This is a genomic window from Palleronia sp. THAF1 (assembly GCF_009363795.1).
Taxonomy (GTDB): domain Bacteria; phylum Pseudomonadota; class Alphaproteobacteria; order Rhodobacterales; family Rhodobacteraceae; genus Palleronia.
Window position 1 is genome coordinate 2,495,737 of the sequence record NZ_CP045420.1, and the last position, 21,214, is coordinate 2,516,950.

Consider the following 21,214-nt stretch of genomic DNA (forward strand, 5'->3'; position numbering starts at 1 on the left):
CTTGTATCCTCCCTTGGATGTCGAACGGTCGTTATTGCGTCACGCGAAGCGAAAGATCGCAGCGGCGACGATCACACTGACGACAAGCGCCAGATACTGGGGGCCAAGCTCTAGCGCGAGCCAGCCCAAATTGATGAACCCAGCGGCGAGCAGCGAGATGAACAGCCTGTCGCCGCGCGTGGTCTCGATCCCCAGAACGCCCAGCTTCGGCGTCTCGGGATATCGAATTGCAAGGATGGTGAAGGTCACGAGCGTACCGGCCACCAGCCAGAAGAACAGCGCCGTGGGCAGCACCCACGCCATCCACCCACCGGGGTTCAGGCTGGCGGTCCATTCGATGGCACTGTCGTCCCCGCTTGCGGCCATGGCGCACCACAGGATGAACGCGCCAACGGCCAGCCAGACGCCGACGAGCGTGACGAACAGCGGGGTGTGCCCGTGGGAGACGGTGGTGCCGCCTTCGGTCTTTGCAATATCGGTCATCACACTCTCCCCAGAGCAAAGCCCTTCGCTATGTAGTTACGGACGAAGTAGATCACGAGCGCGCCGGGTACGATGGTCAGCACGCCCGCGGCGGCCAATACGCCCCAGTCGATGCCAGCCGCCCCTTGGGTGCGGGTCATCGTGGCGGCGATGGGCTTGGCGTCGACGGATGTCAGCGTGCGGGACAGCAGCAGTTCGACCCAGCTGAACATGAAGCAGAAGAACGCGGCGACGCCGATACCGGAGGAGATCAGCGGCATGAAGATGCGGGTGAAGAACCGACCGAAGGAATAGCCGTCGATGTAGGCGGTTTCGTCTATTTCCTTGGGCACGCCGCGCATGAAGCCTTCCAAGATCCACACCGCGAGGGGCACGTTGAACAGGCAGTGCGCCAGCGCCACGGCGATGTGCGTGTCGAACAGGCCCACGCTGGAATACAACTGGAAGAACGGCAGCGCGAAGACAGCAGGCGGGGCCATGCGGTTGGTCAGCAACCAGAAGAACAGGTGCTTGTCGCCCATGAAGTTGTAACGGCTGAAGGCATAGGCCGCTGGCAGGGCGACGGAAATCGAGATCACCGTGTTCAGAATCACATAGATCAGCGAGTTGACGTAGCCCATGTACCATGACGGATCGGTCAGGATCGTCTCGTAGTTCGCAAAGGTCAGATTCTGCGGGAACAGCGAGAAGGAGCCGAGGATCTCGGCGTTGGTCTTCAGGCTCATGTTCACCAGCCAGTAGATCGGCACCAGCAGGAACAGCAGATACAATGTCATGACCACGGCTGATCCGTTGATCCGATTGCCGCGCTTGAGCTTGGCATTGGCATTCTCTGCGGTGACGTCTCCGGGGAGATGCGCCGAGGCTGTCTGGTCGGTCACTGCCCGTTCTCCTTATCCAGGTTCGTCATGACGATGTAGAAGACATAGCTGATCACCATGATGACCAGGAAATACATCAGGCTGAACGCGGCTGCGGGGCCAAGGTCGAACTGGCCAAGGGCCATCTTCACAAGGTCGATGGACAGGAAGGTGGTGGCGTTGCCGGGCCCGCCCCCGGTCAAGACGAAGGGTTCCGTGTAGATCTTGAAGCTGTCCATAAAGCGCAGCAGGATCGCGATGGTCAGCACGCCGCGCATCTTCGGCAGCTCGATGTAGCGGAACACGGCCCAGCGGCTGGCTTGGTCGATCTTGGCGGCTTGGTAATAAGCGTCGGGGATGGATTGCAGGCCCGCATAGGCCAGCAGAGCCACTAGCGACGTCCAGTGCCAGACATCCATCGTGATGACGGTGGCCCAAGCGGCGTAGAAGCCCTGCGTGTAGTTGTAGTCGATGCCCATCGCGTCGAGCGTGTAGCCCAGCAGACCGATGTCCACCCGGCCGAAGATCTGCCAGATGGTGCCGACAACGTTCCACGGGATCAGCAGCGGAAGGCTCATCAGGACAAGGCAGAACGACGCCCAGAAGCCCTTTTTCGGCATGTTCAGCGCGATGAAGATGCCCAGCGGCACTTCGATCGCGAGGATGATGCCAGAGAACACGATCTGCCGTCCAAGCGCGTTCCACATGCGCTCGGAATGCAGCATGTCATCGAACCACGTCAGGCCCGCCCAGAAGAACTGGTTGTTTCCGAAGGTATCCTGCACCGAGTAGTTGACCACCGTCATCAACGGGATCACCGCCGAAAACGCGACAAGGATCAGGACCGGCAGGACAAGAAACCACGCCTTTTGGTTGTCGGTCTTCATGCCGCGATCTCCTGCTTTTTGGACCGCAGAGGCCCGTCGCCGCCCTCGGGGGCCACACGCCAGTCGTTTTCGTAGACGTTCACGCCACCTTCGACGAACTGCACGTGGGTGCCGCCGTCTGGCACGCTTTCGCCCTCACCCGCGATGGCCGCGACTTCCTGACCGCCAAGGTCCAGACGCACGATCTTGTGGCGGCCCACGTCTTCCACGCGCGTCACCCGCGCGGGCAGGCCGTGATCGCCCATACGCACGTATTCAGGCCGCACGCCGATCTTCAGCGCGCCGCCTTTGGTGGGGTAGGCTTGGCCCATGTCGAACCGGGTGCCGGCGATCTGGGCCTTCGTACCGTCAATCTTGGCGTCGAACAGGTTCATACCGGGCGAGCCGATGAAATAGCCGACGAAGGTGTGGCCCGGCCGCTCGAACAGCTCGTCCGGGGTGCCGATCTGCACGACGCGCCCGTCGTACATCACGACAACCTTGTCGGCGAAGGTCAGTGCCTCTGTCTGGTCATGGGTCACGTAGATCATCGTGTGCCCGAAATCCTGATGCAGCTGCTTCAGCTGGGTGCGCAGCTCCCACTTCATGTGCGGGTCGATCACGGTCAGCGGCTCGTCGAACAATAGCGCGTTCACGTCGTCACGCACCATGCCGCGACCAAGGCTGATTTTCTGCTTGGCGTCCGCCGTCAGTCCGGCGGCGCGACGGTCCAGCACATCTTCCATGTCGATGGACTTGGCAACGCGGGCGACGCGCTCGGCAATCTCGGTCTGTGGGAGTTTACGGTTGCGCAGCGGGAAGGCGAGGTTGTTGCGCACCGTCATCGTGTCGTAGACGACTGGAAACTGAAACACCTGCGCGATGTTGCGGTCCGCCGTGGGCAGATGCGTCACGTCCTTGCCGTCGAACAGCACGCGCCCGTGGGACGGGATCAGCAGGCCAGAGATGATGTTCAGAAGCGTGGACTTGCCGCAGCCCGACGGCCCGAGCAGCGCGTAGGCCTCTCCGTCGGTCCAGTCGTGGTTCAGCTCCTGCAACGCGAAATCGGACGGCGATTTCGGGTCGTCGAGGTAGCTATGGGCCAGAGTATCAAGGGTGATCTTAGCCATCAGGCGGCCTCTGCGTAGGGGGCGGGCTGCACAAGGCGGCCATCGGCACCGAAGATGTAGATGTGACGGGTGTCCAGATGCACCGTCAGCGCCTGCCCTGGATCCAGATGGCGCACCCCATGGACCAGCCCGACCCAACGCTGTCCGTCGTGGCGCACGTGCACGAAGGTTTCGGACCCGGTGATCTCTGTCACGCTGAGGGTGGTGTCGAAGCTGAGTCCGCCGTCGATGGCGTCCAGCGACAGATGGTTGGGGCGGAAACCGGCGGTGTAGGTGCCATCGGGTAGATTGACGCCGATCCGAACGGCGGGAACCTCTTGTCCGCCACCGAACCGAAGACGATCGCCGGTCTTTTCGACCTCGATGAAGTTCATCGGCGGATCGCTGAACACACGCGCAGTCGTCGCATCGGCGGGCTTGCGGTAGACCGTTGGCGTCGGGCCGAATTGCGTCACGCGCCCTTGCCAGAGCGTCGCGCAATTGCCGCCCAGCAGCAGCGCCTCTTCCGGTTCGGTCGTGGCATAGACGAAGATAGAGCCGGACTTCTCGAAAATGCGCGGGATTTCGGCGCGCAATTCCTCGCGCAGTTTGTAGTCAAGGTTGGCCAGCGGCTCGTCCAGCAAGACCAACCCGGCGTTCTTCACCAAGGCCCGCGCCAGCGCGCAGCGCTGTTGTTGCCCGCCCGACAGTTCCAGCGGCTTGCGGTCGATCTGCGGCGTTAGTTGCATCAGCTCTGCCGTTTCGCGCACGCGGGTGTCGATCTCGGCTTTATCCAGCCCCATCAGCCTCATGGGAGAGGCGATGTTGTCGTAGACCGACATCGAAGGATAATTGATGAACTGTTGGTAGACCATCGCGACCTTGCGGTCCTGCACGCGCTGGCCAGTGACGTCTTCGCCCTGCCAGATGATCTTGCCGGTGGTCGGCTTATCCAACCCAGCCATCAACCGCATCAGGGTCGTTTTGCCCGCAGACGTAGGCCCAAGCAGCACGTTCATCGTGCCCTTCTCAAGCGTCAGGTCGGTGGGGTGAATATGCGTCGCCCCGCCCTCGACCTTCGATACGTTCTGCAGCGTCAGCGTCATCTGGCTTGGCCCTCCCCAGTGTCGAATGTGAAGGTGTGAGCCGCCGCCAAGAACGCACACCCAAGGGTGAAGTGCGTGTGGCGCGGCCAGGCCTCCCATCCCGACAGCAACGGAGGGACGGTAGGAGATTCGACCCGACATGGAAAGCGGTATTTTCGCGAATGTTCGCTTTGACAGTGTCGTCGGTGGCACTACGGGCCTACTATGGTGGCTATACGTGTTTTTTGCCCATTTCGGCTGCGCCCCAAGGGCCTCGGCTTGGCCCTTTCGCATAATCGCGAAAATAAACTTGACTGAAACGAAAATCGCGAAAAGCTGGGTTCTGCGGAGGAGCCAGTGTCACAGACCATCAGATACCCCGAGATTATCGATATCGCCCGCCGCGATGGCAAGGTGACCGTCGAAGATCTGGCGACCCATTTCGGTGTGACGCTTCAGACGATCCGCCGCGACCTGACTGACCTTGCCGAAGCGGGGCGGCTGGAACGAGTGCATGGTGGCGCGGTACTGCCGTCTGGTACGTCCAACATCGGCTATGACGAGCGTCGTCGCCTGAATGAAGAGGCAAAGGCTGCAATCGGCCGCGCTTGCGCCGACGCCATCCCCAACGAAAGCTCTGTGTTCCTGAATATCGGCACGACGACCGAGGCCGTCGCGCGGCACCTGCTGACCCACCGCAACCTGTTGGTCGTGACCAACAACATGAACGTGGCCACGATCCTTGCCGGCAATCCCGATTGCGAGGTCGTCGTGACCGGCGGCGCGCTTCGACGGTCGGACGGCGGGTTGGTCGGGGATGTCGCAACAATGACCATCCGTCGCTTCAAGTTCGATATCGCCGTAATCGGATGCTCTGCCTTGGATGCGGACGGCGACCTGCTGGATTTCGACATGCAGGAAGTCGGCGTGACCCGCGCCATCGTGCAACACGCGCGACGGGTCATGTTGGTCGCGGACGGCTCGAAATTCCAGCGCAACGCTCCGGTGCGCGTGGCGTCGCTTGCCGATCTGGACGAAGTCATCACCGACATTACCCCGTCCACCCGTTTCCAAAACCGCTGCCGCGATGAGGGCGTTGCGGTGACACAGGCCAAGGTGGACGTCACAAAAAATGCCGCGGAATAGAGGCTCTTGTGCCGAATACGCGTCGTCGTCCGCTCCGGCCTGACTTCATGAAACTGCCTGGGAGTTGTCGCGCTTGCCGACCTGAATATGGCCTGCTTCGACCGCGTTAAGCAGGCCAATCGTGCCACCAAGAAGACCGTCCGACAATTCAGCTGTCGCGACGACTTGCAGACCGTGCCGACCCGACGCATCGCGGGCCGGGAACCCGACACCCATAGCGTCTGTCCGATCTGGACGCCGGCGCTGTTCTCCTTCGTCTACCAGCGCGATGCGTTCTTCTGAACAGACATGATCACCCGCTCTATCCCCGAAATGCAGACACGGCCTTTGGGCATGCTCCTGCGAGAAGACCAGTTCAACTCACTGGACCACAAGTCACCGCAGTGGGCCACACAAGTCGTCTCCGTGGCTCCGGTGACGCTCTTGTTCCTGACGGTCAAACGTCGGTTTCATGCCAGTGCGAACGCGGTTCGAAGCTAGGAAAGGTGAATCGCCAGAGGGAGATTTTTATGGAAATTTAATGATGATGATGGATTTTCCGCGATCAATTCCCAGCCGGCTCTGCCGCATTGGTGTTGTCGTCCTCATCTTTCTCACGCCCCCACAGCACGCCGCGCTTGCCGCTGCCCAGACGCTCCAGCACGGCGTAGATGGCCGGGATGATCAGGATGCCTAGGAAAGTCGCCGCGATCATGCCGCCCATGGCGGCTGCGCCGATAGCGTTGCGCGCCGCGGCTCCCGCGCCGCTGGCAAGGACCAAGGGCAACATGCCAAACACGAAGGCCAGCGCGGTCATCAGCACCGCACGGTAGCGCTGGCGCGCGCCTTCGGTCGCGGCCTCGGTGATCGACTTGCCGGACTCCCTCTGGTTCTTCGCGAACTCCACGATCAGGATGGCGTTCTTGGCCGCGAGTCCGATCAGCATCACCAGACCGATCTGCGCATAAACGTTCGCGGTGAAGCCCGCGAAGGACAGCGTCAGAGCCGCCCCCGCCCCCGCGATCAGAACGGACAGCATGATCGCCAGCGGTTGCAGCCAGCTTTCGAACTGCCCCACAAGGAACAGGTAGGCGAAGACGAAGGCCAGCGCGAAGGCGATGAAGGTCACGTTGCCCGCCTGCTGCTGCTGAAAGGACGCGCCCGAATAGGCAAGCTCATAACCCTCCGGCAGCTCTGCATCCGCAACGGATTGGAGCGCCTGCAGGGCCTCGCCGGAAGAGAACCCCTGTGCGGGTTGGCCCGATACGTCGGCGGCGGTGAACAGGTTGAAACGGGGCAGGATATAGGGGCCGAACTCGGTGCGCAGGTCCGACACGGCGGACAGCGGGACGACGCCGCCCATGCGATTCTGCGCGTAGATTTCGGTGATATTCTCTGGCGAAGAGCGGAAGCGATCCTCGGCCTGGATGCGCACCTGATAAACCCGCCCTTCGTACAGGAACTGGTTCACAAAACCCGCGCCAAGCGTCTGTCCTAGCGTTTCGTAGATCGACGCCACCGACAGGCCCAATTGTTCGGCGCGTTCGCGGTCGATATCGACGAAGATCCGGGGCACGTCGGCCGAGAACGTCGTGCGAGCGCCCCCGATGGCGGACTCTTGGTTCGCCGCGCCGATGAAGGAGCGCGCGACTTGCGCGACCTCTGCCGCGTCCTGCCCGTCGGTCGCAAGAATCTGCGCAGAGAATCCGCCGACCGATCCGGATCCCGGGATAGACGGTGGCGGGAAGGCGGTGATCTGCAAGCCCGGCAGTGTCTGGAATTGCCCATTCAACTGGCCCAACGTCTGGAAAACGCTAGGGCGCTCGCCCCACGGCAGCATCGTCACGATGGCGATACCGACCGAGGACCGCGATCCGCCAAGGAACGAGAAGCCCGAGACAGAGATGACGTTTTCGACGCCTTCCGTGCCTTGGATGATATCGGTTACCTCGGCCATCGCGTCTGTGGTGCGCTGGAGGGACGCGCCGTCCGGCAGGGCCACATCCACAAGGATCGCGCCCTGATCCTCTGAAGGGACGAGTTCCGTCGGCAGTTTCAGATAGGTCGATCCGGCTAGGAAAATCGCGATCCCCAAGACAGCGATGGCCAGAATACCGCGGGTCACGAAGAAGCTGACGACCTTTCCGTAGACATCCCTGCTCCACCACAGAACCTTGTTGAACTGGCGGAAGGGCCACCACGGTTCATCCTGCGGGTTCAGCATCGCGCCGCACAGGGCGGGTGTCAGGGTCAGGGCGACGACCGAGGACAGCACGATAGAGATCGACAGCGACAAACCGAATTGCCGGTAAAGCTGGCCGGAGATGCCCGGCAAAAAAGCGACCGGCAGGAACACGGCAAGCAAGACCAGCGTGGTCGAGATGATCGGGCCGGTGATTTCGCCCATCGCCTTTGTCACGGCTTCCCGGCGCGACATGTCGGGATTTTCCTCGATGACGCGGGTAGCATTCTCGACCACCAGAATAGCGTCGTCCACGACGATGCCGATGGCAAGGATCAGCGCGAGTAAGGTGATGACGTTGATGGAAAAGCCGATGGCCAGCAGGGCCGCGAAGGTTCCGATCAGCGAAACCGGGATGGCGATGATCGGAATGATCGTCGCGCGGACGCCTTGCAGAAAGACGAAAACGACCACGACGATGATCAGCGCTGTCAGGAGTAGCGTCTTGACGATCTCTTCGATTGTGACGCGCACGTATTGGGTAGTGTCGTAGACGACTTCATAGGTCAGTCCTTCGGGGAAACTGGCCTGTCGCGCCTCCAGCTCGGCCTTTACCTCGTCGACGGTGGCGATGGCATTGGCGCCGGGCGACTGGTTCACCTGCATCGTCAGGCTCTCGCGGTCACCGAGGAAGGAGTTGGTGGAATAGTCCTGCGACCCCAACTCGACCCGCGCCACATCCGACACGCGCACCAAGCCGCCCGCATCGCCCGAGCGCACCACGATATCTTCGAAGGAGGACACATCCGACAAACGGCCCTGCGCCGTGACGGTGAAGACCTGCGATTGCCCGTCGACGGCCGGTGCGCCACCGACCTGACCCAGCGCCGCTGCAAGGTTTTCGGACCGGATGGCGTCGGCCACATCGGATGGCGACAGACCGAATTGCGCCAGCTTGTCGGGGTCGGTCCAGATGCGCATCGCGTAGTTCGACGGGCCCAGGACTTGCGCGTTGCCCACGCCGTCGATCCGCTGCACGGCGGTCGTCAGGTTGGTGGACACGTAGCTGGCGGCGTCAACGATGGACAGGTCGCTATCCGGATCGACCGGGAAAGCAACGGCCAGCAGGAAGTTGGGCGACTGGGTTCGGATCGTCACGCCCTGATCGACAACAGAGGTGGGCAACTGCGGCGTCGCCAGCTGCACCCTGTTAGAAACGTTCACCTGCGCGATGTCCGGGTCCGTACCGATGGCGAAAGTGATCGACAGCGAATAGGTGCCCTGGTTCGACGACGACGAGGACATATACAGCATCCCCTCCACACCGTTGATCGCGCGTTCCAGCGGCGCGCCCACGGTCTCTGCCAGAACGGTGGAGTCAGCGCCGGGATAAGACGCCGAGACCTGCACCGTAGGCGGTGAGATGTTTGGATACTGCGTGACCGGCAACACGAACATCGCCAGCAATCCAGCCAAGACGATGACGATAGAGATCACGCCCGCAAGGCGCGGACGCTCGATGAAGATCTTCGAGATCATTGTGCGTCGCTTTCGCCCGAGTCGTCGTCCGTGCTGTTATCGCCGGAGTCCGCGCTATCGCCCCCTGACTCCTGCTCGCCGGAACCGCTGTCTTGCGATCCACCGGAGCCCTGCGATCCCGAACCGCCACTGCCCGGCGTTCCGCCCTGCCCTCCGGCCATGCGGGGATCGACTGTCTGACCCTCTTCCAACTGCAACGCACCCCGCACGATGACGCGTTCTCCGCCGTCCAACCCACGCGTGATCGCGACCTGGCCGGGCTCGGGGGCTTGCGTCACCTCGACCGGCATCCGCGTGACAGTATCGTCGTCGCGCACCACCCAGACCGCACGGCCGTCGCGGCTAAGCTGGACAGCGGCTTGTGGCACAACGGGAAGAACCGGTGGATCAATCTCGGACACCAGAAGAGAGACGTTTTGGTTCGGCAGGAGTAGCCCGTCGGGGTTGGCGAAGCGCACCCGCAGCTCGACCGTGCCCGTCTGCGGATCGACCTCGTTTCCCACGAAGGAAAACTCTCCGGCAGGCTGGTATGTCGAGCCATCCGGCAATTGCAGGCTCAGGCGATACTCCGAAGAGCCGCTCTGTGTAGATTGCGCCGCGGTCGCGGCTCCTTCTATCGGGGCCGACGACACGCCGCCGATGCCAAGCTGCGTCCACTCAAGCAGACGATTCTCGCCCAGCGAGAAGACACCCCAGATCGGATCGACCTGCACGACATTGGCCATCACTTCCGACGAGGGCGACACAAAATTGCCGCGCGTGATCAGCGGGGCGGAAATCTTACCGTCGATGGGCGCTTCGATCGTTGTATAGCTCAGGTCCAGCTCTGCCTGCTGAACCATGGCCTGCGCCTGATCGACCTGCGCACGCGCGGCTTCGGCGGCAGCGGTCGCGTCGTCCAGACCGGCTTGGCTGACCGTACCGCTGTCGCGCAGTTCTTCGTTTCGGGTCAACTGCCGCTCGGTTTCCAGTCGCGCCGCTTCGGCTGATGCCAAGCTGGCTCGCGCGGAGGCCAGCTGTGCGTCATATTGCGCGGACTGGATGCGGAACAGAAGATCGCCTTCGCTGACGCTTTCGCCGCCCTGAAAGCCGACATCTTCGACATAACCACTGATGCGTGCGCGGATCTCGACCCGTTCGATGGGCGCAACACGGCCCAAGAAACGGAAACTCTCACCCACGGCTTGCGGCTCAGCGGTCTGGAAGACGACGGCCGTGGGCCTGCTTTGGCCTTGCCCTCCTTGGCCCTGCTCCCCCTGCCCTTGCGCGCTTGCTTCCATTCCCAAGAGGTTCGCCAAGAAGTCCGGGACAGGAACCTCCCCAATCAAAGGCAATTCGACGCTCACGTCGCCCTCATCACCTTCGGAGTCACCATCTTGCGCCCCCGGCGCCATGGTTGTTGCAAGGAAAAATGCGGCCGTCCCGAAGAGGGCCGTCAAAGATATGTTTCGCACTGTCGGCCTCTCCTTCGAACGATGGGCCAGATAATGCAGCCGACCAGAATGGCGATGATTCTTAGCGCTTTGTCGCAGGCAAATGTAAAGCCTGAACCGACATGAACCGTTAGCGCGACCAAAACTGACAGGTAGGTGCGGGACATGCGAGCTGTACCATTCGCTCCCACTGCCCCCTTTTTTTGCACACGAAAGCGCGCCCTATTGGGGCGCGCTTTGTTTAGTCCGTTCATCGTTAGAGAGATACATTGAGATGGCGCTTACTAGGTTTGGCGGCGACCTACTCTCCCACGCCTTAGGACGCAGTACCATCGGCGCAACGGCACTTAACGACCGGGTTCGGAATGGAGCCGGGTGTTTTGCTCGCGCTATGACCACCAAACCGAGTAAGGGCCATCTCGTATCAGCTGGCCTGTGGGCCATCTATTTCAAGTCGTACACTGTGATGTATGCTTCTGATTTGATTTACTTCCTCACCTTTGGTGAGAGAGCCAGACTTCTACTGGATCAAATCAAGCCTATTGGACAATTAGTACCGGTCAACTGAATGCATTACTGCACTTACATCTCCGGCCTATCGACGTGGTGGTCTACCACGGTCCTCAGGGATACCTTGTTTTGAGGGGGGCTTCCCGCTTAGATGCCTTCAGCGGTTATCCTGTCCGATCATAGCTACCCAGCACTGCTATTGGCATAACAACTGGTCCACCAGTGGATCGTTCACCCCGGTCCTCTCGTACTAGGGGCAACTCCTCTCAAGTATCCTACACCCACGGCAGATAGGGACCGAACTGTCTCACGACGTTCTAAACCCAGCTCACGTACCTCTTTAAACGGCGAACAGCCGTACCCTTGGGACCTGCTCCAGCCCCAGGATGAGATGAGCCGACATCGAGGTGCCAAACGGTGCCGTCGATATGGACTCTTGGGCACCATCAGCCTGTTATCCCCGGCGTACCTTTTATCCGTTGAGCGATGGCCCTTCCACTCGGGACCACCGGATCACTATGGCCGTCTTTCGACTCTGCTCGACTTGTCAGTCTTGCAGTCAGGCTGGCTTCTGCCATTGCACTCAACGACCGATTTCCGACCGGTCTGAGCCAACCTTCGCGCGCCTCCGTTACTCTTTAGGAGGCGACCGCCCCAGTCAAACTACCCGCCACACAGGGTCCCGGATCCGGATAACGGACCGCGGTTAGACATCAAGCAGAGCAAGGGTGGTATCTCAAGGATGGCTCCACAGAAACTGGCGTTCCTGCTTCAAAGCCTACCACCTATCCTGCACATGCTCGGCCTAATGCCAATGTGAAGCTGTAGTAAAGGTGCACGGGGTCTTTCCGTCTAACCGCGGGAAGCCTGCATCTTGACAGGCAATTCAATTTCGCTGAGTCGATGTTGGAGACAGCGGGGAAGTCGTTACGCCATTCGTGCAGGTCGGAACTTACCCGACAAGGAATTTCGCTACCTTAGGACCGTTATAGTTACGGCCGCCGTTTACCGGGGCTTCAATTCAAAGCTTGCACTTCTCCTTTTAACCTTCCGGCACCGGGCAGGCGTCAGACCCTATACGTCGTCTTGCGACTTCGCAGAGCCCTGTGTTTTTAGTAAACAGTCGCCACCCCCTAGTTTGTGCCCCCCGCCAACAGTTGCCTGCTAACGGGGCCTCCTTCTCGCGAACTTACGGAGGTATTTTGCCGAGTTCCTTCAACATCGTTCTCTCAAGCGCCTTGGTATTCTCTACCAGTCCACCTGTGTCGGTTTAGGGTACGATCTTATAGTAGGGCTATTTCCAGGAACCTCTAAGCAGCCCAATCAATCCGATAAGATTGAACTACCCTCGAGATCCGTCACCTCTACATGGCCCAGGAATATTAACCTGGTTCCCATCGACTACGCCTTTCGGCCTCGCCTTAGGGGTCGGCTTACCCTGCTCAGATTAGCTTTAAGCAGGAACCCTTGGACTTTCGGCGACAGGGTCTCTCACCCTGTTTGTCGCTACTCATGTCATCATTCTCGCTAGTGATCTCTCCACGGGATCGCTCACGCGCCCGCTTCACAGAAAGCTCCTTGTCTCCAATACGGGCGAACCCGCTAAGGAGACAGTGAGCTATGTCACACTACGCTCCGCTACCATGCGCTATGCGCATCCTAAGCTTCGGCTCATGGCTTGAGCCCCGTTACATCTTCGCCGCAAGACAACTTATCTAGACCAGTGAGCTGTTACGCTATCTTTAAAGGATGGCTGCTTCTAAGCCAACCTCCTGGTTGTTTTGGTCGTCTCACATGCTTTCCCACTTAGCCATGAATTAGGGGCCTTAGCTGTAGGTCAGGGTTGTTTCCCTCTTCACGACGGACGTTAGCACCCGCCGTGTGTCTGCCAGATAGTACTCTACGGTATTCGGAGTTTGGTTAGGATCAGTAAGCCTGTGGGGCCCCATTACCCATCCAGTGCTCTACCCCCGTAGGTATTCGTCTGACGCTCTACCTAAATAGATTTCGCGGAGAACCAGCTATCTCCGAGTTTGATTGGCCTTTCACCCCTAGGCACAACTCATCCCGACCTTTTTCAACAGGTGTGGGTTCGGACCTCCAATAAGTGTTACCTTATCTTCATCCTGGTCATGCCTAGATCACTCGGTTTCGGGTCTGATCCCTCGAACTCATGCGCCCTATTAAGACTCGCTTTCGCTGCGCCTACACCTAACGGCTTAAGCTTGCTCGAGAGACCAAGTCGATGACCCATTATACAAAAGGTACGCCGTCAGGCCTCAAGGGCCCTCCGACTGATTGTAGGCGTTCGGTTTCAGGTACTGTTTCACTCCCCTCGTCGGGGTGCTTTTCACCTTTCCCTCACGGTACTGGTTCGCTATCGGTCAGTAAGGAGTACTTAGCCTTAGAGGGTGGTCCCCCCATGTTCAGACAGGATTTCACGTGTCCCGCCCTACTTAATACGTCCTATCGTGCTTCCTATACGGGACTGTCACCCACTATGGTCAGACTTTCCAGTCTGTTCTAGTCACATTCAAGGCTCGGCTGGTCCCCGTTCGCTCGCCGCTACTAGGGGAGTATCTGTTGATTTCCTTTCCTCCGGGTACTTAGATGTTTCAGTTCCCCGGGTTTGCTCTTATAACCCTATGTATTCAGGTTAAAAGTACCTGGTTAACCGCATTATTAGCCGTACCGAAGTACAGTAATAACACAGTATCAGGTGGGTTGCCCCATTCGGAGATCGCTGGGTCAAAGCCTATTCTCGGCTCACCAACGCTTATCGCAGAGTATCACGTCCTTCATCGCCTCTTACTGCCAAGGCATCCACCAAACGCCCTTTTCGCGCTTGATTTGATCCAGAAGAAGACTGGCTCCTTCTGCACCCCACCAGCCTTTTGAACTTCTGGCAGGGTATTAATCAAAAGCATACTTCCCGCTCCATCGCCTGGTTCAAACGATGGGCGTTTTGCGATCTTGCGATCGCATTGGTTAGTGTACTTGACTTGGAATAGTATTGTACCTTGTGGGTCGAACCCACGATCCACGGCGCACTGCCGGGATCAGTACAAAACTGATGTGTATCTCTCTTTACGATGTGAATGCGTCCGATTGGACGGTAAAGCAGCGCTGCTGCTTGACGGTACAATCGGGTTCTAGTGGAGCGTATCGGACCGAAGGTCCGTCAGCAAAACCGATACGCGCAACCAAGTCCGTGCGAAGCGCGGCATTGGTGGAGCGTATCGGGATCGAACCGATGACCCCCTGCTTGCAAAGCAGGTGCTCTCCCAGCTGAGCTAACGCCCCATTTTGCTGTGCAAAATGTGTTATTGGTGGGTCGAGGAGGACTTGAACCTCCGACCTCACGCTTATCAGGCGTGCGCTCTAACCACCTGAGCTACCGACCCAAAGACGGGCGGTAGCCCGTGTGTATCTGATCTGAAGAGATATGAGGACGGTCCGGTTCGTATATGTGCTCACTCCGGTGAAGGAGACCCCCGTGAGAGGGTGGCACTGCTAAGTGTTCCACGATCTTCCATGCGCTACCGCTTCGCTACTTGAGCGCGTTGGTAACTCATGTCCGATGACTAGGAACATCCTTAGAAAGGAGGTGATCCAGCCGCAGGTTCCCCTACGGCTACCTTGTTACGACTTCACCCCAGTCGCTGATCCTACCGTGGCCGCCTGCCCCCCGAAGGTTAGCGCAGCGTCGTCAGGTAGAACCAACTCCCATGGTGTGACGGGCGGTGTGTACAAGGCCCGGGAACGTATTCACCGTGGCATGCTGTTCCACGATTACTAGCGATTCCGACTTCATGCCGTCGAGTTGCAGACGACAATCCGAACTGAGATGCCTTTTGGGGATTAACCCACTGTAGGCACCATTGTAGCACGTGTGTAGCCCAACCCGTAAGGGCCATGAGGACTTGACGTCATCCACACCTTCCTCCCGCTTATCACGGGCAGTTTCCCTAGAGTGCCCAACTGAATGATGGCAACTAAGGATGTGGGTTGCGCTCGTTGCCGGACTTAACCGAACATCTCACGACACGAGCTGACGACAGCCATGCAGCACCTGTGTGTTATCCAGCCGAACTGACGGATCCATCTCTGGAAACTACGATAACCATGTCAAGGGTTGGTAAGGTTCTGCGCGTTGCTTCGAATTAAACCACATGCTCCACCGCTTGTGCGGGCCCCCGTCAATTCCTTTGAGTTTTAATCTTGCGACCGTACTCCCCAGGCGGAATGCTTAATCCGTTAGGTGTGTCACCGAACAGTATACTGCCCGACGACTGGCATTCATCGTTTACGGTGTGGACTACCAGGGTATCTAATCCTGTTTGCTCCCCACACTTTCGCACCTCAGCGTCAGTATCGAGCCAGTGAGCCGCCTTCGCCACTGGTGTTCCTCCGAATATCTACGAATTTCACCTCTACACTCGGAATTCCACTCACCTCTCTCGAACTCAAGACTAGCAGTATCAAAGGCAGTTCCAGGGTTGAGCCCTGGGATTTCACCTCTGACTGACTAATCCGCCTACGTGCGCTTTACGCCCAGTAATTCCGAACAACGCTAGTCCCCTCCGTATTACCGCGGCTGCTGGCACGGAGTTAGCCGGGACTTCTTTACTGGGTACAGTCATTATCTTCCCCAGCGAAAGAGCTTTACGATCCTAAGACCTTCGTCACTCACGCGGCATGGCTAGATCAGGGTTGCCCCCATTGTCTAAGATTCCCCACTGCTGCCTCCCGTAGGAGTCTGGGCCGTGTCTCAGTCCCAGTGTGGCTGATCATCCTCTCAAACCAGCTATAGATCGTAGGCTTGGTAGGCCATTACCCCACCAACTACCTAATCTAACGCGGGCCGATCCTTTACCGATAAATCTTTCCCCCGAAGGGCGTATGCGGTATTACTCTCAGTTTCCCGAGGCTATTCCGCAGTAAAGGGTACGTTCCCACGCGTTACTCACCCGTCCGCCGCTCACCCGAAGGTGCGCTCGACTTGCATGTGTTAGGCCTGCCGCCAGCGTTCGTTCTGAGCCAGGATCAAACTCTCAAGTTGAAACATCGCGAGCGATGTCCTTGACGTTCGAACCTCTGCACATCACACGACCTTTCCGCGCTACCGCTTCGCTACTTGAGCGCAACGACAACCCATAAAGGCCGTATAGTCTCTGTCTGTCGTGCTTCAGTTACCAAAGGCAACTGAGAGTCGTACAAACAGTGAAGCTGACCTTCCATCATCGACCCGAAGGCCTAGGAAGTCGATATACAGACGTTGATCCATCGAAATGAACCGTGACCGCCCACATATCTCTTCAGATACTCGCGATTTCAAAGAGCGTGAGAGACAAAACAAACCGTTGCGCCAAATCTTCGGCGCGCCCGCCTGCCGTCCCTCGAATTTCCGTGTTCGCCGTCTCTAGAGCTTGGCGAGAGTGGCGTCAACCGCTTTTTTGCGGCGTCTTCCGAAAGTCCCGTCCGCCCCGTCTGGCGTCCCGTCAGCGCCTCAGCGCCGCCGGTGAAGGGGCTTCTACGGATACCAACCGACCCCCGCAACCGCTTTTTCAAACAAAGATCACACTTTCTGCAGGCCCGCAAAAAAAGGCCCAAAATGTAGCGCGCCGCAGAACCCAACACCCAATATCAGCCGCCAAAGCGCAACTTTCGAAATCATAACACCACCATCTGGACCAACCAAAAGACACCCAAGCCCACCATGCCCCTGAGTAGCCCCGTGTATCGTGGACGCCTTCTTAGCTAAATCTGAAGCAAGGAGGCCATGATGGGCAGCAACACTTACAGTGACGATTTCAAGCGGGACGCGGTCGCGCAGATCACCGAACGGGGTTAACCGGTCAGGGAGGTTTCTGATCGCCTCGGGGTCAGCGCGTACTCTCTCTACACTTGGAAGAAGAAGTTCTCGAAGGCCTCCTCGGTCGACGCCGCGAGCGATGCAGAGATCCGGCGTCTGAAGCGGGAGCTGACACGAGTGACGGAGGAGCGCGATATTCTAAAAATGGGTCGTCGTTGACGCGCCGTCGCCAGCGGTCGCTCGGACCGGTGGCGCAGCCGCTGGCAACTCCGAGCGACAATGACGACGCGTATTTCGCCGGGGATGCAACCCTCTCGGGATCTTGCTCTGCAAGACCCTGCCGGGCAGCGAATGAGATACGCGTTCGTGGCCGAGCATCGCGGGAAATTCTCCGTCCGGGCGATGTGCCGATGTCTGCGCATCCAGCCGAGCGGGTTTTACGCTTGGCTGAGGAACCCTCTGAGTAAGCGGTCCATGGAAGACCAGCGTCAGACAGAGCTACTCAAGGAGGCCTGGGCCGAAAACGGGAAGGTCTATGGCCATCGTAAGCTGCATGACGACCTTCTTGAACAGGGCGAAAGCGTCTGCCTGAACCGTGTGGCTCGCCTGACCAGACTGGCCGGGATCAAGGCCCGGATCGGCCAAAAGCGCCGCCCCGGGAAGTATGGCGGCAAGCCGTCAGTCATGATCGACAACACGCTGGACCGCCAGTTCGACGTAGATGCGTCCGACAACGTCTGGGGTTGCCCATTGTGGCGGTTGCGATCAAGGCGCGATCCGTCTGAGCGACGATCGCGACGGTTCGAGCCCAATGGGCGACGACATCACCTACATACGGACGCAGGAAGGCTTCGCCTATCTCGTCGTTGTCATCGATCTCTTCTCAAGACGAATCGTCGGCCCCCTCTCGCGGTTTGCAGGCAAATCACTGCCGGGCAGCGGGATCGATGCAAAGTCGCCAAACGACCGATTTGGTCGTGCAGGCGTTGCTGATGGCGGTCTGGCGCCGAAAGCCCAAGACGAAGGTGCTGATCCACTCCGACCAAGGCAGCCAATTTACCAGTATTGACTGGGCCGCTTTCCTGAAAGCTCACGACCTCGAGCACTCGATGAGCCCCTCTCGGGATCTTGCTCCGCAAGACCCTGCCGGCAACGGACGCGGAAACTGCCATGACAACGCGCGCGTCCATCGTCCTCGGACTGATGGCGGACTTGGACTTGCCCTAGAGCTTCTTTAACCTGCTGAAGCGCGAGCGGATCAGGCGGCGAACCTATCGCACCCGCAAAGACGCCAGGCAGGACATGTTCGACCACATCGAGATGTCCTACAACCCGAAGCGAAAACACGCGCAAGACGGAATGTTGTCGCCTATCGACTTCGAGCGGCAGCAGAAACTGAGACACGAGGGCGTCTAAGAAACGCGGGGCTATTCAGTAGCAGGCTTTCGAGGGGCAGTTCCGGACCGATATAGGCAAGGATGCGGCACATCTTATTTCCAAACGTGGCAAGTGGGCGAAACCAAGACCGCTCCGCACGGCGCGGAGCCTGACCCTCGCAGGGACAACTTCCTAAGACAGTAGCCGTTCCTCGAACCACCGAAAACAAGTGCCGTGCTGACTTGGCGGACGGGAGTCAGTTCGTCGACGGGTAGCACATGCCTGAAGCGAACCCGCAAAGACAAAGCAGGACTGACGGTTCACGGCGTGGTCTAATCCGTTGCTCACGGCCCATAGCAGACCTTGACCAAATTCGGGGCATCGCTGCGTTAAGCTAAGCCGAACGCAGTGGTGTGCTGCGCCTGCAGCGTTATCGGCATCTTTGGGTTTGTCCTGCGAGCGAAGTATGTTCGTGCCAGTAGGAACGCGCTGTCTTCACGTACGATGATCTCTGGAGAAAGCGAAAATAAGTTCCATGCAGCGCATCATAAAATGACCTGACCTGCTGCGCCAAGCCCGGCGGCGAGGATCAGTATGCGGATGATGCTCCAACGCAAGCGCAACGCCAGAAAAGCGAACAAAAGGAACAGCGCCATTGCGAACCATTCGATCGTGGCCAAGTCTGGCTGCCAGAGCGTTATCGGTCCCATTTGCAGACGTGTGATTCTTGCGAACAAGACGTGCAGTGCGAACCAAATTGACAGGTTCAGGATGACGCCCACAGCCGCAGCCGTGATCGCCTTGAGCGCCCCATTGAGTCGGGGCTGGTTCGAGATCCAATCGATGTATGGGGCGCCCGCAAAAATCCACAGGAAGCAAGGTGCGAATGTCATCCATAGCGCCACCAGCGCAGCCGCGATCCCAAGAGCAAGCCCGCCGTCTTTGTAGCCGGCCAAAAAGCCCACAAACTCGGTAACGAGGATCAAAGGGCCGGGGGTGGTCTCTGCAAGGCCAAGGGCATCGACCATTTCCTGCGGCGACAACCATCCGAACTGCACCACGACATCCTGCGCCATATACGCAAGGACGGCATAAGCTCCGCCAAATGTGACCACGGCAAGCGTCGAGAAGAACGTGCCGACCTGAACCAGAAGGTCCGGCGCTCCAGCCGACGTCAGACCCAGAAGGGGAAGCAGCCAGATCGCCAGCCAGATGCCGATCGTGCGCCCGGTCTTGGCGATCGACACATGCGACATGTCGACGATCTGCGCCTGTGTTTCGCCGGTTGCCATGAACCACCCGACAAGAGCCGCAATCAAAACGATCAGCGGATAGGGGATCGACAGAAAGAAGATGCCAACAAAGGCAAGGCCGGCGACTGCCCAATGCCACCGTTGCGACAGGGCCCTCTTGGCAACGCGGAGTAACGCCTCGACAACGATCACGAGCACCGCGGCCTTGATGCCGTAGAATACGCCTTCGACAAGCGGCACGTCACCGTAGGTGCTGTAAATGGCCGCGAGAGTCAGGATCACGACCGCACCCGGGATGACGAACAGCAGTCCGGCAATCAGACCACCCACGGTGCCGTGAAGCCGCCAACCGGAATAGGTCGCCAGTTGCATGGCTTCCGGTCCCGGCAGAAGCATGCAGAAACTCAGCCCGTTCAAAAACTGTTCTTCCGTCAACCATTCGCGGTCGTCGACGACCTCTTTGTGCATCAGCGCGATCTGGGCGGCAGGACCGCCGAAAGACAGGACGCCGATCTTCCACCAGATGCGGGTCGCCTGTGCGAGAGAGGGATTGTCAGTCGCAGTCAAGTTTCTATCGGAACCGGCACACAACAGCGTCATGGTCCGAAAGCGGTGTCCCGGAGGACGATATCGATGGCAGGACCGATTGCGCGATGGGAGACACCCCTCGGCCGGCGAACCAGTCCAGCTTCATCACGCGCTCCGGGTGGGGCGTGATAAGGCTGGGGCGTGTGGTCGGCCCTTCCGCCGTGAAGGCCCAGGAATATCCGCGCGCCTCGGCAAGCGGGAAAAGCGCTTCGTCCCGCCAGTCGAATTGAGGCGGCGCATCGTTGCCGGTGTTCAGATCCCCGCCGATCAGAACCGGCATGTCCGGGGCGAAGTGGTCCACGCCATTCAACAGGATCTCCATCTGCGTCGCACGATGCGCAGAGTCCGCATTGCTTTCAAGGTGGGTGGACACGACACATAGCGGGCCGCCTTCCCGTTCGATCACCGCGGCAACAGCCATGCGGCCGCCGAGCCGTGGCTGCTCAGGGTCCGCGCCCGCCGCCTTAGAATACCAGTGGCCGTGGTCGTCGAGCCGGATAAGCGTCACCCGGCTTAGGGGCGCTTTTGACAGGATAGCGTTGCCGTGCCAGCCGATGGCATTGAAATCGTCCTTGCAGAATGACCGTTCCGTCGGTCCGCCCAGATCCATTTCATAGAACTCGACGCCGTAGGCGTAGGTCATGCCCAGCGCTTCGGCCATCGCAGCCGTGGTGTGGCGCTGGCCGGTGCGGGCCATGCCGTGGTCCATCTCGGACAAAAGCACGACATCGGGAGAATGGATCGCAAGATGCGCGGCGCTTTCCTCGGGGAAAAGACATCGTTCCAGGTTCCACGCCACCGCGGTCACGCTTCCCGGCAGCACTGAGATCGAAGGCGCACCGCCGGTCTGCACCATGCGCATCGCCGGAACGTCCAACATCATGGCACGATGGGCTTCCGCGGTGCGGGGCGCGTCCAAGAGCCTGTCGCGCTGGGCCTTCGTCACATTCGGCAGGGCGTCCGCAACGGTGATCGCGGGCATGGCATCT

The 21,214-nt window shown here is 59.3% G+C and carries 11 protein-coding genes, 2 tRNA genes, 3 rRNA genes and 1 pseudogene; 3 read left to right on the top strand and 14 right to left on the bottom strand.

All coding sequences use genetic code 11. From position 1 onward, the window contains the following. Window positions 1–39: 39 nt before the first annotated feature. The 5 genes from FIU81_RS12370 to FIU81_RS12390 form a co-directional block, all read right to left on the bottom strand. Window positions 40–483, bottom strand: a complete 444-nt coding sequence (locus tag FIU81_RS12370; RefSeq protein WP_254695916.1) for a DUF2160 domain-containing protein — start codon at window positions 481–483, stop codon at window positions 40–42. Next, entirely contained in the window at window positions 483–1,280 is a 798-nt protein-coding gene (locus FIU81_RS12375; RefSeq protein WP_124111342.1) for a carbohydrate ABC transporter permease, read from the bottom strand. The genes FIU81_RS12370 and FIU81_RS12375 overlap by 1 nt, the downstream gene beginning before the upstream one ends. A gap of 80 nt (window positions 1,281–1,360) precedes the next feature. Further along, entirely contained in the window at window positions 1,361–2,230 is an 870-nt protein-coding gene (locus FIU81_RS12380; protein ID WP_124111187.1) for a carbohydrate ABC transporter permease, read from the bottom strand. Next, on the bottom strand, window positions 2,227–3,339 hold the full coding sequence (locus FIU81_RS12385; protein WP_124111186.1) for an ABC transporter ATP-binding protein: 1,113 nt from the start codon (window positions 3,337–3,339) through the stop codon (window positions 2,227–2,229). The genes FIU81_RS12380 and FIU81_RS12385 overlap by 4 nt, the downstream gene beginning before the upstream one ends. Then, window positions 3,339–4,424: an ABC transporter ATP-binding protein gene (locus FIU81_RS12390; protein WP_124111185.1), complete on the bottom strand. Its 1,086-nt coding sequence runs from the start codon at window positions 4,422–4,424 to the stop codon at window positions 3,339–3,341. The genes FIU81_RS12385 and FIU81_RS12390 overlap by 1 nt, the downstream gene beginning before the upstream one ends. Before the next feature lie 336 nt (window positions 4,425–4,760). Between FIU81_RS12390 and FIU81_RS12395 the strand changes: the two genes are divergently transcribed. Both FIU81_RS12395 and FIU81_RS12400 read left to right on the top strand, forming a co-directional pair. Further along, on the top strand, window positions 4,761–5,549 hold the full coding sequence (locus FIU81_RS12395; RefSeq protein WP_124111184.1) for a DeoR/GlpR family DNA-binding transcription regulator: 789 nt from the start codon (window positions 4,761–4,763) through the stop codon (window positions 5,547–5,549). An 87-nt stretch (window positions 5,550–5,636) separates the two neighbouring features. Further along, window positions 5,637–5,831: a hypothetical protein gene (locus FIU81_RS12400; protein WP_124111183.1), complete on the top strand. Its 195-nt coding sequence runs from the start codon at window positions 5,637–5,639 to the stop codon at window positions 5,829–5,831. Window positions 5,832–6,093: 262 nt separating this feature from the next. Here FIU81_RS12400 and FIU81_RS12405 read toward each other — a convergent pair whose 3' ends face one another. From FIU81_RS12405 to FIU81_RS12435, 7 genes are all read right to left on the bottom strand, one after another. After that, entirely contained in the window at window positions 6,094–9,249 is a 3,156-nt protein-coding gene (locus tag FIU81_RS12405; protein WP_124111181.1) for an efflux RND transporter permease subunit, read from the bottom strand. Continuing rightward, on the bottom strand, window positions 9,246–10,595 hold the full coding sequence (locus FIU81_RS12410) for an efflux RND transporter periplasmic adaptor subunit (RefSeq protein ID WP_172971474.1): 1,350 nt from the start codon (window positions 10,593–10,595) through the stop codon (window positions 9,246–9,248). The genes FIU81_RS12405 and FIU81_RS12410 overlap by 4 nt, the downstream gene beginning before the upstream one ends. A gap of 375 nt (window positions 10,596–10,970) precedes the next feature. Next, window positions 10,971–11,085 (bottom strand): 5S ribosomal RNA (rrf, locus tag FIU81_RS12415). Window positions 11,086–11,211: 126 nt separating this feature from the next. Further along, a 23S ribosomal RNA gene (locus tag FIU81_RS12420) occupies window positions 11,212–14,043 on the bottom strand. A gap of 376 nt (window positions 14,044–14,419) precedes the next feature. After that, a tRNA-Ala gene (locus FIU81_RS12425) sits at window positions 14,420–14,495 on the bottom strand. A 24-nt stretch (window positions 14,496–14,519) separates the two neighbouring features. Beyond that, window positions 14,520–14,596, bottom strand: a tRNA-Ile gene (locus FIU81_RS12430). A gap of 196 nt (window positions 14,597–14,792) precedes the next feature. After that, window positions 14,793–16,254: ribosomal RNA gene (locus tag FIU81_RS12435) — 16S ribosomal RNA — on the bottom strand. The 16S, 23S and 5S rRNA genes sit together here with 2 tRNA genes alongside, the layout of an rRNA operon. A 723-nt stretch (window positions 16,255–16,977) precedes the next feature. Here FIU81_RS12435 and FIU81_RS12440 point away from each other — a divergent pair. Further along, window positions 16,978–18,423: pseudogene (locus FIU81_RS12440) on the top strand (IS3 family transposase). A gap of 506 nt (window positions 18,424–18,929) precedes the next feature. Here FIU81_RS12440 and chrA read toward each other — a convergent pair. Together chrA and FIU81_RS12450 are read right to left on the bottom strand one after the other, a co-directional pair. Beyond that, window positions 18,930–20,237, bottom strand: a complete 1,308-nt coding sequence (gene chrA, locus FIU81_RS12445; RefSeq protein WP_124110844.1) for a chromate efflux transporter — start codon at window positions 20,235–20,237, stop codon at window positions 18,930–18,932. Beyond that, entirely contained in the window at window positions 20,209–21,207 is a 999-nt protein-coding gene (locus tag FIU81_RS12450; RefSeq protein WP_124110848.1) for an endonuclease/exonuclease/phosphatase family protein, read from the bottom strand. Before FIU81_RS12450 ends, chrA begins: the two co-directional genes overlap by 29 nt. Between the last annotated feature and the right edge of the window lie 7 nt (window positions 21,208–21,214).